Annotated in this window: 12 protein-coding genes; 4 read left to right on the plus strand and 8 right to left on the minus strand. The window is 70.6% G+C overall.

Features of this window, described 5'->3' with window-relative positions:
• Positions 1–2 precede the first annotated feature (2 nt).
• The 5 genes from IT371_06740 to IT371_06760 all read right to left on the minus strand — a co-directional run bounded on the left by IT371_06740 (position 3) and on the right by IT371_06760 (position 6003).
• Positions 3–1196, minus strand: a complete 1194-nt coding sequence (locus IT371_06740; protein ID MCC6747337.1) for a thioredoxin domain-containing protein — start codon at positions 1194–1196, stop codon at positions 3–5.
• 95 nt (positions 1197–1291) lie between these two features.
• Positions 1292–2671 carry a phosphomannomutase gene (locus IT371_06745; GenBank protein ID MCC6747338.1) on the minus strand — a complete coding sequence of 460 codons (1380 nt, stop codon included), beginning with the start codon at positions 2669–2671 and terminating at the stop codon, positions 1292–1294.
• Between the two features lie 46 nt (positions 2672–2717).
• The gene (locus tag IT371_06750; GenBank protein ID MCC6747339.1) at positions 2718–3824 is read right to left on the minus strand and encodes a mannose-1-phosphate guanylyltransferase; all 1107 of its coding nucleotides are present in this window, start codon (positions 3822–3824) and stop codon (positions 2718–2720) included.
• A gap of 119 nt (positions 3825–3943) precedes the next feature.
• Entirely contained in the window at positions 3944–5686 is a 1743-nt protein-coding gene (locus tag IT371_06755; GenBank protein MCC6747340.1) for an aromatic amino acid lyase, read from the minus strand.
• A gap of 41 nt (positions 5687–5727) precedes the next feature.
• Positions 5728–6003: a hypothetical protein gene (locus IT371_06760; GenBank protein ID MCC6747341.1), complete on the minus strand. Its 276-nt coding sequence runs from the start codon at positions 6001–6003 to the stop codon at positions 5728–5730.
• 122 nt (positions 6004–6125) lie between these two features.
• Between IT371_06760 and IT371_06765 the strand changes: the two genes are divergently transcribed.
• Positions 6126–7685 carry a heme exporter protein CcmB gene (locus IT371_06765; protein MCC6747342.1) on the plus strand — a complete coding sequence of 520 codons (1560 nt, stop codon included), beginning with the start codon at positions 6126–6128 and terminating at the stop codon, positions 7683–7685.
• An 18-nt stretch (positions 7686–7703) separates the two neighbouring features.
• On the opposite strand, the gene IT371_06770 is transcribed toward IT371_06765, so the two are convergent.
• The gene (locus IT371_06770) at positions 7704–9794 is read right to left on the minus strand and encodes a protein kinase (GenBank protein ID MCC6747343.1); all 2091 of its coding nucleotides are present in this window, start codon (positions 9792–9794) and stop codon (positions 7704–7706) included.
• A 137-nt stretch (positions 9795–9931) separates the two neighbouring features.
• Here IT371_06770 and eno point away from each other — a divergent pair, with 137 nt between their 5' ends.
• From eno to IT371_06785, 3 genes are read left to right on the plus strand one after another with little or no spacing between them, the layout of a single operon-like run.
• Entirely contained in the window at positions 9932–11227 is a 1296-nt protein-coding gene (gene eno, locus IT371_06775; protein ID MCC6747344.1) for a phosphopyruvate hydratase, read from the plus strand.
• A gap of 8 nt (positions 11228–11235) precedes the next feature.
• Positions 11236–11832: a zinc ribbon domain-containing protein gene (locus IT371_06780; protein ID MCC6747345.1), complete on the plus strand. Its 597-nt coding sequence runs from the start codon at positions 11236–11238 to the stop codon at positions 11830–11832.
• Positions 11829–12260: an acyl-CoA thioesterase gene (locus IT371_06785; protein ID MCC6747346.1), complete on the plus strand. Its 432-nt coding sequence runs from the start codon at positions 11829–11831 to the stop codon at positions 12258–12260. Before IT371_06780 ends, IT371_06785 begins: the two co-directional genes overlap by 4 nt.
• 165 nt (positions 12261–12425) lie before the next feature.
• On the opposite strand, the gene IT371_06790 is transcribed toward IT371_06785, so the two are convergent.
• On the minus strand, positions 12426–12863 hold the full coding sequence (locus IT371_06790; protein ID MCC6747347.1) for a hypothetical protein: 438 nt from the start codon (positions 12861–12863) through the stop codon (positions 12426–12428).
• Positions 12864–13070: 207 nt separating this feature from the next.
• Entirely contained in the window at positions 13071–15554 is a 2484-nt protein-coding gene (locus IT371_06795; GenBank protein ID MCC6747348.1) for a protein kinase, read from the minus strand.
• Positions 15555–15870 lie beyond the last annotated feature (316 nt).

Below are 15870 nucleotides of genomic sequence, written 5' to 3' on the forward strand. Positions count from 1 at the left end.
TTCTATTTCTTCTTCAGGAGCTCGGCGATCTTCGTCTCCCAGAATTCCACATCGTGCGGGCCGACGATCGTCTCTCCGTTGATCACGTAGGTCGGGGTCCCCTTCACGTCGCGCTTGATCCCTTCCTCGACGTCGTCGAGGACCGCTTGACGGGTCTCGGCGGTGCCGACGCACTGCTCGAGCGCCTTCAGGTCGAGCCCCACGGTCTTGGCGTGGGCCCGCAGCTCCTCGGGGGCGAGGGCGTCCTGGCGGTGAAAGAGGAGCGCCACGAACGGCCAGAACTTCTTCTGCTCGGCGGCGCAGCGCGCGTAGTCGGCGGCGCGGCAGGCGTGCTGGTGCAGGGGACCCTGCATCTTGCGGTTGCAGGCCTGGTCCAGCGGGTAGTCGCGGTGCCGGAAGTGCACGACCTTCGGGTTGCGCTTGAGGACCTGCACCAGCACCTCGTGGCCGCGCGCGCAGATGGGGCACTCGTAGTCCGAGAACTCCTCGATCTTGATCGGCGCGTCGGGTGGTCCGAGGGTCATGGGGCCCTGGATCAGGCCGGCGAAGGGGTCGCCGCTGACGGGATCGGCGTCGCTCGCCCGCACGCCGAAGACCTTGGGCGCCCAGAGGAACTGCGAGAGGCCGACGGCCAGCACGAGGGTCACGAAGCCCTTGGCCGCCCCGGTGCCGAGCCATTTCTTGAGCTCGCGTGGGCCGAGGCGCACGAACTCCTTCAGCGGCTGCCGCCGCACCACGATGAGGATGGCCAGCGCGAGGAAGTGCGAGCCGTACACTGTGACGCAGAGGAGGCAGACCGACTGGATCTGGAAGGCCGAGAGGTGCGCCATGGCCATCGAGATGGGGAGCCCGAGGAGCAGCTGGGCGAAGAGGACCGAGTCCCAGTGCCGGACCCTCCAGCGTCCCCAGGCGGAGGCGACGAGCGCCAGGAGCGCCAGCGCGAAGAACTCGGCCCCGAGGACGGCCATGGGCACGCCGGAGAGCGCCGAGTAGCGACTCTGGGCGACGGTGACGCAGTTCACCTTCTCGCTCACGGCGCAGAAGCTGTCCACCTTGGCGCCCGGGTTCGCGTGGACCCGCACGTAGAGCTGCGTGAGGTACAGGTTGGAGGCGATGGCCAGGCCGAGAAGGAGCCCGATGGCGATGGCCAGCCGGGGCCGGCGTGGAGCTTCAGCGTGGGCGACGTGGCCGCTCATCTCGACGGGGGGGACCATACCCAAGGATCGAGGGAGGTTGCTAGATCGATCTGACGCGGGCCCGCGAGGGAGGGACGGCCCCCAAGAAGCCCGCTTCAGTGGCTCTCCTCCGTCGCCCCCAGCTCGGCCAAGAGGCTCAATATCTCCTCGGTTTTCTCGCGCATGAGCGTCTCATCGCCGCGGGCCTCCACGTTCAGGCGGATGAGGGGCTCGGTGTTGGAGATGCGCAGGTTGAAGCGCCAGCGGTCGTACTCGAGGCTGATCCCGTCGGTCTGGTCCACGTTCTTGGCGGCGGGCTCGTACCGCGCGCGGATCGCGGCGATGGCCTGTTTCCCATCGGGGATGCGCCGGTTGATCTCGCCGCTGGCGGGAAAGCGCGCCATGCGGTTCTCGACGAGGGCCGAGAGCGGACCCAGCTGGCTCACGGCCTGCGCCACGAGGAGCCAGGGGATCATGCCACTGTCGCAGTACGAGAAGTCGCGAAAATAGTGGTGGGCGCTCATCTCGCCGCCGTAGATCGCATCTTCCGCCCGCATGCGCTCCTTGATGAAGGCGTGGCCGCTCTTGCAGAGCACGGGGGTCCCGCCCGCCGCTTTCACGAGGTCGAGGGTGTTCCAGGTCAGGCGCGGGTCGTGGATCACCTTGCCGCCGGGGCTGCGCGCGAGGAGCTGCTGCGCGAGGAGCCCGACGATGTAGTAGCCCTCGATGAAGTTCCCCTGCTCGTCGAAGAGGAAGCAGCGGTCGAAGTCCCCGTCCCACGCCACGCCGAAATTCGCGTGGGCCGCGAGCACGGCCTCCCGCGTGGCGGTGCGGTTCTCGACGAGGAGCGGGTTCGGCACTCCGTTCGGAAAGCTCCCGTCGGGATCGTGGTAGAGCCGCACGAAGGAGAAAGGGAGGTGCGGCGCGATGGCGTCGAGCGTCGGACCGGCGCAGCCGTTGCCCGCGTTGGCCACGATCGTGAGCGGCTTGAGCGCGGCCCGGTCCACGTAGGTGAGCAGGTGCTTCACGTACGCCTCGCGGACCGAGACCTCCTCGGTCTTGCCGCGTGCTCCCGCGGGAGGGGTCACCCCCGCCAGCACGGCCGCCTCGATCTCCTTCAGCCCCGTGTCGCCGCTGATCGGGCGCGACCCTTCGCGCACGAGCTTCATGCCGTTGTAGTCGGCCGGGTTGTGGCTGGCGGTGACCATGATGCCGCCGCTCGCCTGCAGGTGCGCCGTCGCGAAGTAGACCTCCTCGGTGCCGCAGAGGCCGATCAGCGCCACGTCCACCCCCGAGGAGGTGAGGCCGTCCACCAGCGCGGCCACCATCGCCTGGCTCGAGCGGCGGATGTCGTGACCGATCACCACGCGCTTCGCCCCGACCACCGCGGCGTAGGCCTGGCCGATCTTCATCGCCAGCTCCTCGCTGAGCTGCGAGGGGACGCGTCCTCGGATGTCGTAGGCCTTGAAGCACTCGAGTCTGGTTGGCGCGCTCATCGTTTCCTCCTGGCCGCCGCGGACGCTTGGCGCCCGGGCCCTTTGGTCACCGCAGGTTCTCGTCGAGCTTCTTCACGAGCGTCTTCACGAGCTCGGTCTGGTCGCGGTGCACGATCAGGGTGCGGTCGCCGGTGCGCACCACCACCAGGTCCCGGACGCCGACGAGCGCCACGTGCTCGGTCGGGTCCTCGCAGAAGACGAGGTTGCGGCCCGCCTCTTCGGTGTGGATCGCGCCGCGGTGGGCGTTTTCGCTCGCGTCCTTCTCGAGGAATTCCTCGAGGGCGAGCCAGCCGCCGACGTCGCTCCAGTCGAAGCGGGCGACCGCGCACCGCACGTCCGCGGCCTTCTCCATCACGGCGAAGTCGATGGAGATGGATCGGAGGGGCTCGAAGCCAGCTCGCAGCGCGTCCGCGAAGCCCGGCGTCCCGTCGGCGGTGGCTACCGGCCGCAGGTGGGTCAGGTGGTCGGGCACGTGCCGCGCGAGCTCGGCCAGAATCGCGGTCGTGCTCCAGACGAACATGCCGCTGTTCCACGAGTACTCGCCGGAGGCGACGTAGGCCTCGGCGGTGGCGAGGTCCGGCTTCTCTCGGAACTGCTCGAGCTCGTAGTGACCGACCGGGCCGTCCTGCTCGAGGAGCTTGCCGCGGTGCAGGTAGCCGTAGCCGGTCGCGGGGTACGCCGGCGTGATGCCGAAGGTGTAGAGGGCCGTGTCGCTCGACGCGGCGGCGCGCGCGGCGGAGCGGATCGTCTCCTGGAGCGCCTCGACCGGCTGGATCAGGTGGTCGGCGGTGAGGACGGCCATCACCGCGGCGCCGAAGCGCTGCTGCGCCAGGAGCGCGGCGAGGGCCACTGCCGCGGCGGTGTCGCGGCGGCACGGCTCGCCGATGGTGTTCCGCTCCGGGAGCTCCGGCAGCTGCTCGCGCACGAGCGGCACGAAGCGGTCGTTCGTGAGCACCAGGATCCGCTCGGGCGGCACGAGCCCGCGGGCCCGGTCGTAGCTCTGCTGCAAGAGCGTGCGCTCCCCGAGGAGCGTGAGGAACTGCTTGGGGCGCTTCTCCGTCGAGAGCGGCCAGAAACGCGTCCCCGCGCCGCCGGCCATGATGACCACGACCAGGTTCGCGGGAGCTTGGGTGGAGCGTGGGCCTTGGCTCATGGTGCCTTCGTTTCGTGCATCGCCGCGGGAGGTCGCGCGGCGGCCTGCCGCCGTTGAGGCCGGATCATAGGTGCTTCTCGGGCGCGTGCAAGAGCGGAGGCGGGTGCTTACCTGCCCTCTTACGTCAGCTCCGCGTGTGCCTGGGCCGCGGCGGTGAGCTCGCCGCGCAGCACCAGCTCGGCGAGCGCGGCGATCTCTCCGGCCAGGGTCCGGTCGCGCTCCACGGGGGGCAGGACCTGGGCGATGCGCGCGAGGACCGCCTCGCCCGCGGGGGAGAGTAGCCGCTCCTCGCGGCGCCACGGGTAGAGCTTGCGGATCGAGAGCTCCACCTCGACCGCGCGCCCCTCCTCGGCCGATACCGCCTGCCGAAGCTCCTCGACCAGGCGGTCCTGCAGCTCCTTCGCGTGGTGCGGCAGCTCGGCCCGCGACGGGAAGTGATCGAGCTCCTTCCGGATCGCGGCGGCCTGGGCCGCGAAGGCGAGTTCCAGGGCCAGGACCTCGGCGAGGCGGGGCAGGATGGCGAAGAGGCGCAGCGCCATGGGGGCGCCCATGCTCACGTGGTCTTCTTGCCCCGCGTCGGTGGAGATGTTGAAGAGATGGCTCGGCGTGGTCTGGCCCCAGATGAAGTTGGTCAGCGAGGCGGCGGTGTACTCGGCGATCATCAGCCCCGAGCAGGTCGGGCGCTCCTGCGGGGAGAGGCCGGGCCAGACGAGCCCCGAGCCGAGCCCCTTGTTGCGCTGCTCGTCCACGTAGCGGGCGCAGCGCGCGCTCGAGAGGCTGGCCATGATCGCCGCCGCCTGCACGAGGTTGTAGACCTTTACGGCCACGGGCATGCCGTGGAAGTGCCCGCCCGAGACCACGTCCGTGTGGCGTCCCTCGCCGTCCCGCAGGATGAGCGGGTTGTCGGTGACGCTCCCCGCCTCGAGCGCGAAGGTCCTCTGCGCGTCGGTGATCAGGTCGTGGCAGGTGCCGAGGATCTGCGGGGCGCAGCGCAGGTTGTAGGGGTCCTGCACCTCGCCGTCGAGGCGCTTGTCCTCGTGAACCCGCTGGATCGGCGAGTCGTGGAGCAGGTTGCGGAGCCAGCGCGCCACGGTCAGCGCCCCCGGGTGCGGCCTCAGCGCGTGCAGGTCCTCGCGGAAGGGAGCGCTCGACCCGAGCATGACCTGTGTGGACAGGGACGCGGCGATGGTGGCCGTGCGCAGGAGCTCCATGGCCCGCTCGGCCGCGACGAGTCCGAGGGCGGTGAGGTACTGCGCGCCATTGTTCAGCGCGAGCCCCTCCTTCATCTCGAGGTGCAGAGGGGCGATGCCGGCCTCGGCGAGCGCGGTCGCCGCGGGGACCCGCGCCCCGCGGAGGTAGACCTCGCCTTCGCCGAGCAGCGCGAGCGCCATGTGCGAGAGCGGGGCCAGGTCGCCGCTCGCGCTGACCGAGCCGTGCGACGGCACGACGGGGACCAGGTCCGCGTTCAGCGCCGCGAGCAAGGTCTCGACGACCACCGGTCGCACGGCCGAGTAGCCGCGCGCCAGCGACTGCGCCCGCAAGACCATCGCGACGCGCACCACCTCTGGTTCGGCGGGCTCGCCCACGCCGAGGGAGTGAGAGCGGATGAGGTTGAGCTGCAGCTCCTCGAGGAGCTCGGGGCGCCCGGCCACCCGCAGGTTCACGTTGTGGCCGAAGCCGCGGTTGAAGCCGTAGGCCGGTTCTTCCTGCGCCAGGACGGCTTGCACCACCTCGGCGCGTCGTTGCGCGAGGAGCGCGACGGTCTCGGGAGCGAGCGAGATCCGAGCGGTGCCCCGGCCGACGGCCGAGATCTCGGGCAGGGTGAGCGTGCGGTCGTGTCGAAGCTGGACCGCAGAGGTCATGGAGGCGGTGGCGTGCTGGTCCGGCGCACGGCGATCTCTCGCTAGCCGGTCACCTTCTTCTCGAGGCTGTTCATCGACGATTCCATCTGACGGACCGTGCGCTGCAAGGTCTCCACGTCGTCCTTGGTCGCGAGGTGCAGCGCGCCGGCCACCGTGCGCAGGCGCGCGTCGATCTCGCTCTGGATGCGCCCCTTCAGGGCGAATCCCTGGCTGATGGCGTTCATGAACCGGGGGTCCGCCATCAACTTCATCACCCGCGGGTTGGTCATGAGCTTCATCCCCCGCCGCATCGCTTCTTGCTTGAGCTTGTCCATCATGGTCCTCTCCTGCCGCTCCCGTTCGTAGAGTGGAACGGGCGCATCCTTCCACGCGTGGCGCAATGTGTCAACCGAGGCGAAAGCACTGGCGCTACCCCTCGGGAAAGGGGTAGGGATGGAGCGTGGATGAGAGACTCGAATTCGCCCGCGTGGAGCTTTCGGCAGTGCGCAAGGTCTACGGCCGCCACGTGGCCCTCTCCGGCGTGAGCTGCGGGCTGCGGGCGGGCGAGATCACCGTCCTCATGGGCCCGAACGGGGCGGGCAAGTCCACCCTGCTCGGCCTGCTGAGCACGCTCCGGCGCCCCTCCGGAGGGACGCTGCGCTTCGGCGAGCACGACGCGGTGGAGTTCGGCGGGGAGCTGCGCTCGCAGGTGGGCCTCGTGGCCCACGCGGCCCTGCTCTACCGGGACCTCTCGTGCCGCGAGAACCTGATCTTCTTCGCCCGCATCTACGGCGTTCCCGACCCCGCGCGGGTGGCCGACGAGTGGCTCGCGCGCCTCGGCATGACGGAGGCGGCGGACCGCCCGGTGCGGCACCTCTCGCGCGGCATGACCCAGCGCATTTCGGTCGCGCGGGCGCTGCTCTCCAACCCGTCGCTCCTGCTGCTCGACGAGCCGTTCACCGGTCTCGACTTCACCGCCGTGGAGGTGCTCCGCGATCAGCTCCGGGAGGCGCGCGCGGCGGGGAAGATCGTCGTGGTCGTCACGCACGACCTCGAGGCGATGGACGGTCTGGCCGACCACGTGCTCGTGCTGGTCAAAGGACGCCTGGTGGCCGAGCACCGCTCCCCGGGTCTCTCGGCCGGAGAGCTGGACCGTCGCTATCGCGGCGCCCTGCGTTCGGCCGGGCTGCTCGGGGCCAACGCGCCCGCGGCGGAGAGCGCTTCGCCCGAGAGCGCTTTGCCCGAGAGCGCCGACGACCCCGTCCAGGTCGCGCCGGGAGCGGCCTCGGAACCCCATCCGCCCGACGCGCGCGCGGCCTCCGCGTCGCCCGCGTATGCTCCGTCCCCGCTGCGGGCGATCCTGGACGTGTTGCTCAAGGACCTGCGCGTGGAGTGGCGGTCTCGCGAGATCGTCTACACCATGGGGCTCTTCTCCGTCCTCATGGTGGCCGTCTTCTCCTTCGCCCTCTCGCGCGAGGGGCAGCCGCTCACCGAGGTGGCGGGCGGCCTGCTCTGGATCGCCATCGCCTTCGCGGGGACCCTCGGCCTCGGTCGGGTCTTCGAGCGCGAGCGCGAGTCCGACACCTTGCAGGCCCTCCTCCTCAGCCCGCTACCGCGGGGCTCGCTCTACGTCGGCAAGCTCCTCGGGGTGCTCGTCTATCTCGCGCTGACCGAGCTCGTCACCGTGCCGCTCATCGCCGTGCTCTTCAACCTGGAGCTGCCGAGCCTCGGCCTCTTCGCCGCGCTGCTGCTCGGCGGGACCCTCGGCTACGCGATCGTGGGGACCCTCTTCGCGGGGAGCCTGATGCGCTCGGGGGGACGCGAGGTGCTCCTCGGCATCCTGACCTATCCCATCGCCATGCCGCTGCTCGTGGCGGGGGCCAAGGGGACCGCGGCCCTCCTCGCCTCGCCGGCGGACCTCCCCACCGTCTTCGTCTGGCTCAAGCTGGTCTCGGTCTTCGACCTGCTCTTCGTCGTGCTGTCGCTCTGGACCTTCGGACCGCTCGTCTCGGGGGAGTGACCGCGCCTCGCGCAGCCCTCAGCGCTTCGGAAGGCGCTCGCCGACCTTGCTGCCGCCCAGCACCCGCCCCTTGGTGTGGGGCACGTGGATGCCGGTGGCCGACGGCTTGCCCGACGGCTGCGTGCCGGAGGCGGCCGGGCCAGCCTTCGCGCCGCCCTTGGTCGGTGCAGGCTTCTTCTTCGCCGGGGCCTTGGTGGGGGCGCGGACGAGACGCACCGAGACGGTTCGCCGTTCTCTCGACCTCAGGGGGTCCACGGCGAGCGCGGCCTCCTGGTAGCCCGGTTTGCGCAGGATGAGCGTATTGGGCACGCCGCTCGTCACCGCTTCGATGATCGTCGGCGCGTCGCCCCGGCGCTCGTTGTTGAGGTAGACCGCAGCCCCCTCGGGCTCGCTCTGCACCACGAGCACGGCGTCGGCAGCTCCGGCGCCCACGCGCTTGAGCCGCGCGCTCAAGGTCTGCCGGCTGCCTGGCTCCGCGCGCAGCTCGTACTTCCACTCCTCGTAGCCCGCGAGCATGAGCACGATGCGGTGGGCCTGGCCCGGGGAGATGTCGTAGAGCGTCAGCGGCGTCGTGCCGAAGCGCTCCTGTCCGTTGACGTAGATCGTCGCGCCGGCCGGTTCGGAGACGAGCTCGACCTGCGCCGGCTTCTGGACGAGCTTCTTCTCGCGCGTGAGAGCGAACACGAGCGCTCCGACGCCGAGGGCCACGAGGAGCCCTCCTACGACGAGCAGGGCGCGAGGGAGGGCGCGCGGAGGCGGTTCCGGACTCTTCCCCGGCGCGGCGACCGGCGCCTCGGGCGAGCCCGCGGAGGGCGCGGCGCCCGCTGAAACCGCTGCGCTAGCTCCCGCGACGCGTGCCGACTCCTCCAGGCTGCGCGGAAGCTGCATCGGACCGGTCGCGTCCTCGGGGGCAGGGCCTTCGAGCCGGCTGAAGAAGTCGTCGGCGACGAGAGGTCGTGCGTCGCCGCTCGCGGGCTCGGGGCGAGGGCCCGGCACCGCGGAGGCCGTCCGGGTCGGGGCCCCCCCCGGGCGGGTGGCCGCGTCCTGCACGAACAGCGGGATGGCGTCGTCGATGACGTCGTCGAGCTCGGGGAGCGCCACGTCCGGGAGCGGGAGTCGCGAGGGCTCGGCGCCCGTCGCCGCACCGGGCTGCGTGGCCTCCGCGTGCTCGTCCGGCACGAGCTCGTCCTCGCCGTGCCCGACGAGGCTCGTCACGTAGCGGGCCAGCTCGGGGGCCCCGGTGGCCCAGCGCCCCTCGTGGATCGCGTCTACCAGCGCCTCATGCATCTCCAGGGCCGACGCGTACCGCTGCTCGCGGTCGCGCGCGAGGGCCCGCAGCGTGATCTCCTCGAGCGCGTCGGGAACGTCCTCGCTCACCGCGGACGGGGGCGGAATCGGATCCTGGAGCACCGCCCGGGTCGTGGCGAAGTCCGATTGCCGCCGGAAGAGCCGTCGGTGGCAGACGAGCTCGTAGAGCAGGATGCCGGCCGAGAAGACGTCGCTCCGGGCGTCGAGGGCATCGCCCCGGCATTGCTCGGGGGACATATAGGCGTACTTGGAGCGCAGCATCCCGGCCTGGTTCTGGGCCGCGGCCTTGGCCAGCCGGGTCATGCCGAAGTCCGCGAGCTTCACCTCGCCCGCACTCGTGACGAGCACGTTGCGCGGCGTCACCGACGCGTGCACCAGGCCGAGGGGCTTTCCCTCGTCGTCGGTGGCCGTGTGCACGTAGTGCAGCGCTTGGCAGACGGAGCCGACCACGAAGGTCGCCAGACCGAAGGGCATAGGTGCGCCCTGCGTCGCGCCGAGCTCCTGCAGCGCCTCGAGGTCTCGACCGGGCACGTATTCGAGCACCGCCAGCACGTCGTCGCCGTCGCATTCGGCGCCGAGCACGCGCACGAGCCCCGGGTGCGAGAGCCGGGCTGCGACGGCCAGCTCCTCGAGAAAGAGCTTCGCGACGTGGGGCTGGCGAGCCAGCGCGGGCATCAGTCGCTTGAGGAGCAGCTCGCCGCCCGCTCCCCCGGCGCTGGCAAGCCGCGCCCGATAGACCTCGGCCACCTCGGCCGCCGCCAGACGCGACACCACCTGATACTTGCCCGAACCCAGGGGCATGGCCCCAGAGTAGCCGTGGCATCCGCCGCGGGTCAAATTACTGCGGTTATCCGGAGATAGGCACGCGAGGCCCCCCGCGATTGACCGCGGTGGGCGGCTCTGGTACGCCCGGGTGCACACGATCGAAGGAGAGGCCCATGACCGAAATCGTCGAGATCTCTGCCCGCGAGATCCTGGACTCGCGCGGAAACCCCACCATCGAGGTGGAGGTCGCCACCGCGGCCGGGTCCGTCGGGCGCGCGGCCGTCCCTTCGGGCGCTTCGACGGGGGAGCACGAGGCCCTCGAGCTGCGTGACGGGGACGCCGGTCGCTATCTCGGCAAGGGGGTCCGCAAGGCGGTCGAGAACGTCACCGAGCGCATCGCCCCGGTCGTGGTGGGCTACGACACGCTCGACCAGTCCGGTGTGGACCAGGCGATGCTCGAACTCGACGGCACGCCCAACAAGTCCAGTCTGGGTGCGAACGCCATCCTCGGCGTGTCGCTCGCCGTGGCGCGCGCGGCGGCCGAGACGGTGGGCCTGCCGCTCTATCGGTACCTCGGGGGCGTGAACGCGCGACGTCTGCCGGTGCCCCTCATGAACGTGCTGAACGGCGGCGCGCACGCCGACAACTCTCTCGACGTGCAGGAGTTCATGCTCGTCCCCGCCGGCTTCTCGTCCTTCGAGGACGCGCTTCGCGCGGGGACCGAGGTCTTTCACCGCCTCAAGCAGGTGCTCAAGGGGCGCGGCCTCAACACCGCCGTGGGGGACGAGGGGGGCTTCGCGCCGAACCTCGAGACCAACGAGGCCGCCATCGTGGCGCTGATGGAGGCGATCCAGAAGGCCGGCTACAAGCCCGGCGAGCAGATCGGCATCGCCATCGACGCCGCGGCGAGCGAGCTCTGGGACAAGGACCGGCGCAAGTACCTCCTCGAGGGGGAGAAGAAGGAGCTGACCTCGGCCGAGTTCGTGGACTACTGGGCCCGGCTGGCGGACAAGTACCCCATCGTGAGCTTGGAAGACGGCCTCTACGAGGACGATTGGGACGGCTTCATCGCGCTGACCAAGCGGATCGGCGACCGCGTCCAGATCGTCGGGGACGACCTCTTCGTGACGAACACCACGCGCATCGCCCAGGGGATCGAGCGGCAGGCGGCGAACTCCGTGCTGATCAAGGTGAACCAGATCGGCAGCCTGACGGAGACGCTCGAGGCCGTGCAGATGACCCAGCGCGCCGGATGGACGGCGATCATCTCGCACCGCAGCGGCGAGACGGAGGACGCCTTCATCGCCGATCTCGCGGTGGCGACCGCCGCCGGGCAGATCAAGACGGGCTCCGCCTCGCGCTCCGATCGGGTGGCCAAGTACAACCAGCTCCTGCGCATCAGCGAGGAGCTCGGCGACAGCGCGATCTACGGCGGGTGGGGCGCCTTCGCTCGGCGACGCCCGGCGTAGGCCGATCCATGCTTTGTCCTCACTGCGGCGCGGAACAGCCGCCGGGGAGCGGACGCTTCTGCGACGCGTGCGGCATGTCGGTGCAGCAGTTCGCGGCGCCCTCGGTCTCGGCGCAGGGATCGGACGACGACGAGCGCCAGGTGCGCTGCCCGGCCTGTGGAACGCTCGCGCGTCCACCGCGCTGCCGCGGCTGCGGCGAGCGGATCGCCCTTCCCGAGCCCGAGGCGCTGGAGCTCGTGCGGGGGGGGCCCGCCGAGCCCGCCGCGGAGGCCGTGGCCGAGGAGGGCCCCGTGGGCGAAGCGCAGGCCGAGGGCGAGCTGGAGATGGAGGCCGGGGCCGGGACAGAAATGGAGCTGGAGATGGAGGCCGGGGGTGAGGTCGCTGCCGAGGTTCCGTCCGACGACGTGGATGTAGATGTGGATGTAGACGTGGACCTCCTGGGTCTCGACGACGAGGAGGGGGCTTCGGCTCTCGGTGAGCTGCTCGGCGGGGGCGGAGAGCTTCCGCTGCCGGAGATGGACCTGTTCACGCCCGAGACCGAAGAGGACGACAGCGACGTGGTGGAGCTCATCGACGCGCCTCCGCCGAAGGAGCCCTTCCCTTGACCAGAAAGAGCACACCCCCCGCGAGCGAGACCCCCGCCCGCCTGCGCGTGAGCTACGGAGAGACGGACAAGCTGGGCATCGTCTACTACGCCAACTACCTGCGCTGGTTCGAGGTGGGTCGGGCGGAGTACCTCCGCGCGCGTGGACGTTCGTACAAGGAGCTCGAGGGAGAGGGGATCTTCATGCCCGTCGTCGAGGCCTACGTGCGCTATAGGTCTCCCGCGACCTACGACGACCAGCTCGTGGTGTGGACGTCGCTCAAGGAGGCGGGGCCCGTGCGCCTCTCGTTCACCTACCGCGTCGTGCGAGAGAGCGACGGGCACCTCCTCGCAGAGGGGCACACCACGCACGCCTGCATCGACGAGAAGGGGCAGCTGCGACGGCTGCCGGCGGCGCTCCGCAAGGTCGTGGAGAGCGCGCCGGCGTGAAGTCCGCCAGAGCGCCGATCGGTTTGGCCGACCGAGTGAAATCGTCGAGATGCGAGCAGCGCAAGGCGCGACGAGGGAGCATATCGGGAATATGTGACTGAGGAGCAACGCAGCGATGCGACGCACATCGGCGATTTCACAACCGAGGTGAAACCGTTCGGCGCTCTAAAGGCTGTTCACCAGCTCGGACATCGGCACGATGAGGGTCATGTTCCCGTTGCCCGAGCCGCCGGTGTAGGCCGACCACTTGCCGTTCGGGAGCTGCTTGACGCTGACCTTCACGGTGGCGAGGGCGGCCTTCTCGCCCCCCTGCATCTTGATCTGCTTGCGCGTGGCGACGAGCCAGCGCTGCACGCCGGTGGCGGAGGTGCTGAGCACCTTCACGCTCCAGAGCTGCTTCGAGCCGATCGAGCGGCCGAAGTAGTCGCGGAGATCGCCGCCAAGCGCGAAGTGGTTCAGGTAGAAGGCCGCGCCCTTGAGCGCAGCGGCCTTCGCCGTCCGCTGCGGATTATTCGACAGGCGACCCGTGGCGTGTGCCGTACCGAACCCCGTGAGCATCATCGCCGCAGCCAACACCATACCCATCAGTCCTGCACGAAGCATTGCTTCCTCCATCTTAGTTGGGGAGTTCAAACCGCCTTGGTGATGTAGTGACGGCGGTCGAGTCAGCACGATTCGTGCCGCGGGCTCTCCGACGGCAAGTCGGTCAGATGGCGGGCGCTGGCCGTGCGGAATTCGGCGCCGACGAAAGGCGGTCGACTGAGAATCGAAGGTCTGGTGACGGGAGGTGCGGCGCGCTGGCCGAATGGGTCAGAGATTCAGGCGGAGCTTGGTCGTCTGTCCGGGCTGAATGTGCACCACCCGCGAGACCGTACCGCGCTCTGGGTTCGTCAGCTTCACGACGTGGCGGCCGGCGGGGATCTTTACGTTGGCGAGCGGCGTGTCGCCGATGACCTTGCCGTCCACGGAGACACGCGACCAGGGGATGGTCGTGACCGAGAGAAAGCCGGTCTCGACCATCTTCGGTGGGGGCGGGCGCGCGGGTTCGGGCTCGAGCGACTCGGCCGGGGGCATGCCGCGGATCGCGACCTTGGTGGTCTTGCGCGGCTTGCGCCGCTTCTTCTTCGCCGTCCCGTTGGTGGCGCTGCGCTTGACGGGCGAGATCACCGGCTCGTTGTCCACCGCGCGCTCGAGGACGAGGTGCACGGGCAGCACCTGCCCGGCGAGCACCGTCACCTGCTGCTCCTTCGATTCGTATCCCTTCAGCTCGGCCAGCACGCTGTGCGTGCCGGGGCGGACCGGGTACCGAAGGGGCGACGAGCCCGGCAGCTCGTTCCCGTCGACGGTGATGCGCGCGCCGAGCGGTGTGGAGTGGATGCGCAGGGCCCCGCGCGTGGGTTCGGGGGCGGGGCGCGGCGGCGCGATCGGCGTTCCCTTGCGAGCGGCGGCGGCGTCGGCCTGCCTGCCCGTCGGCCGCGGCGCGATGGCTGCGAGCTCGCTCCCCGAGCGGCCGGTTCCGGGGCGTGGCCCGCTCGAGGCCTTGGGTCCCGTGTCCGCCGTGCCGCCCGCGGTCGGCGCCGGCTCCGAGGGGGCCGCGAGCCAGTACCCGGCGAGGACGCCGCCGATCGCCAGCACCCCGAGCGCCGTGCCGATGATCGCGACCTTCTGTCCGCGGGGGCGACGGGTCTCCGTCGGGGCACCGGGGGTGCGCGCCGCGGTGTAGGCCGAGTGCAGGTGGCGCGCGACGGGCATTCGCGTCTCGGCCTCCTCCTCTTCGTCCTCGAGCGCGGGGCGCGGGGCGCGACCGGTGCGCACTCCTCGGGCCGGTTGCGGCGCCGGGTCGGAGCGTTCGTGGTGCAGCGTCAGCTCCAGGTTCCCGTCCTCGGTCTCGGCCTCGCCGCGCGGCTCGACCACCGTGTCGAGCGATTCGACGTCGGCGATCGGGCCCATCCCCCGGTCCAGCGAGAGCGGAGGATGTTCGTCCACCACCGTGCTCGAGCCGCTGATCGCCTCGAGCGCCGACGCGGGCAGCGCCGGCATCCCCGTAGGTCCCGAGGCGAGCGGAACCCGCATCGGCCGATCGGTGGCGGGCCGGGGCGGAAGCCGCCCTTGAATGACCCCCGACACCTGGGTGGGGACCGAGCGCTCGGCGCTCTCCGGCTGGAGCAGATCCATCGGGCCGAGAGTCCGCTCGTCGCTCGAATGGAACGGCTCCGCCAGCGGGTCGGAGGGCGTTCCTCCGGGGGCGGAGGGCTGCGAGGGGGTCGGCGGACTCGGGGCCACGGGGCGCGTCCCCCCCGGCGTCTTGGGGAAGTCCACCTGCACCGTGCCGGGCGCCTTGCGCTCCGGAGACGGGGGCGTGATGAGCACCTCGGGGCGGTACTTGCGGTAGCGCTCGGTGATGTATTCGCCGAGGCGGATCGAGGTCGAGATGAGCGTCGTGGAGCGCAGGTACTCTTCCAGGTCCATCTGCATCTCGCCGGCGGTCCGATAGCGATCGTCCGGCTTCTTGGCGAGTGCCTTGCGCAGAATGCGTTCGAGCCCCGGCGGCAGCGGTCGGTCGCCTCGCTTGGGCGGAGGGATCTGGCCGGCGCGGATCTGGCGCATGGCCTTCAGCGCGTCGGTGCGCGGGAAGAGCGCGTCGCCCGTGCACATCTCGTAGAGCACGATCCCGAGGCAGAAGATGTCCGAGCGTCCGTCGAGCGGCTTCCCCTCCACCTGTTCGGGGGACATGTACGTGTACTTGCCCCGCACCACGCCCGGCTGGGTGCGGTTGATGTGGAAAGCGGCCTGCGCGATGCCGAAGTCCACCACCTTCACCACGCCGTCGAACGAGACGAGGATGTTCTGCGGGCTGATGTCGCGGTGCACGAGCCCGAGCGGGGTCCCGTCGGGGGCCTTCTGGGCGTGCGCGTAGTGCAGGCCGCCGCAGACGTCGGCGGCGACCCGCGCCGCGTGCTCGAGCGGGATCAGCGTCTTGGTGTCGAGGATCACGGCGGAGAGGTCGATGCCGTCGATGTACTCCATGGCGATGAAGTACGCGTCCTCGACGCGGCCCCACTCGTAGATGTGGGCGATGTTCGGGTGGCTGAGCCGCGCCGCCAGTCGCGCCTCGTCCATGAACATGTCCACGAACTGGGTCTGGTCGGCCAGGTGCGGCAGGATCCGCTTCACCGCGACCGTGCGCTCGAAGCCCTCGGGGCCCCGCTGCGCGGCGAGGAAGACCTCGGCCATCCCTCCGCGGGCGATCCGGCGCAGCAGGCGATAGTTGCCGAAGGGGATCCCGCTACTCATGGCTCCTCAGCCTGGAACGGGCGGTCCCGCACCAGCACGTCCGCCCGAGGGCCGCACGCCCCCTCGCTGCAGCCTCGGGCGGTTCGGCCGCACGGCTGCACCCTGGCGTATGCACACAACATACCACACTTCGTGTTTCGCGAGACACCCGGCGCGAAGAGCGCGGCCCCCCCGGCGGGCCCTTCCCGACGGTCCACTGTGGTAGAGTCCCCACGCTTTCTGGGCGCCTCGACCTGGACTCGCGCGGAGCTCACGCACTGGGAGCCTACGGACCTTGACGCTGCGTTCATCTCCCGCCCTGAGCCTCCTTTTCTGT

The organism is Deltaproteobacteria bacterium (assembly GCA_020848905.1).
Lineage (GTDB): Bacteria > Myxococcota_A > Polyangia.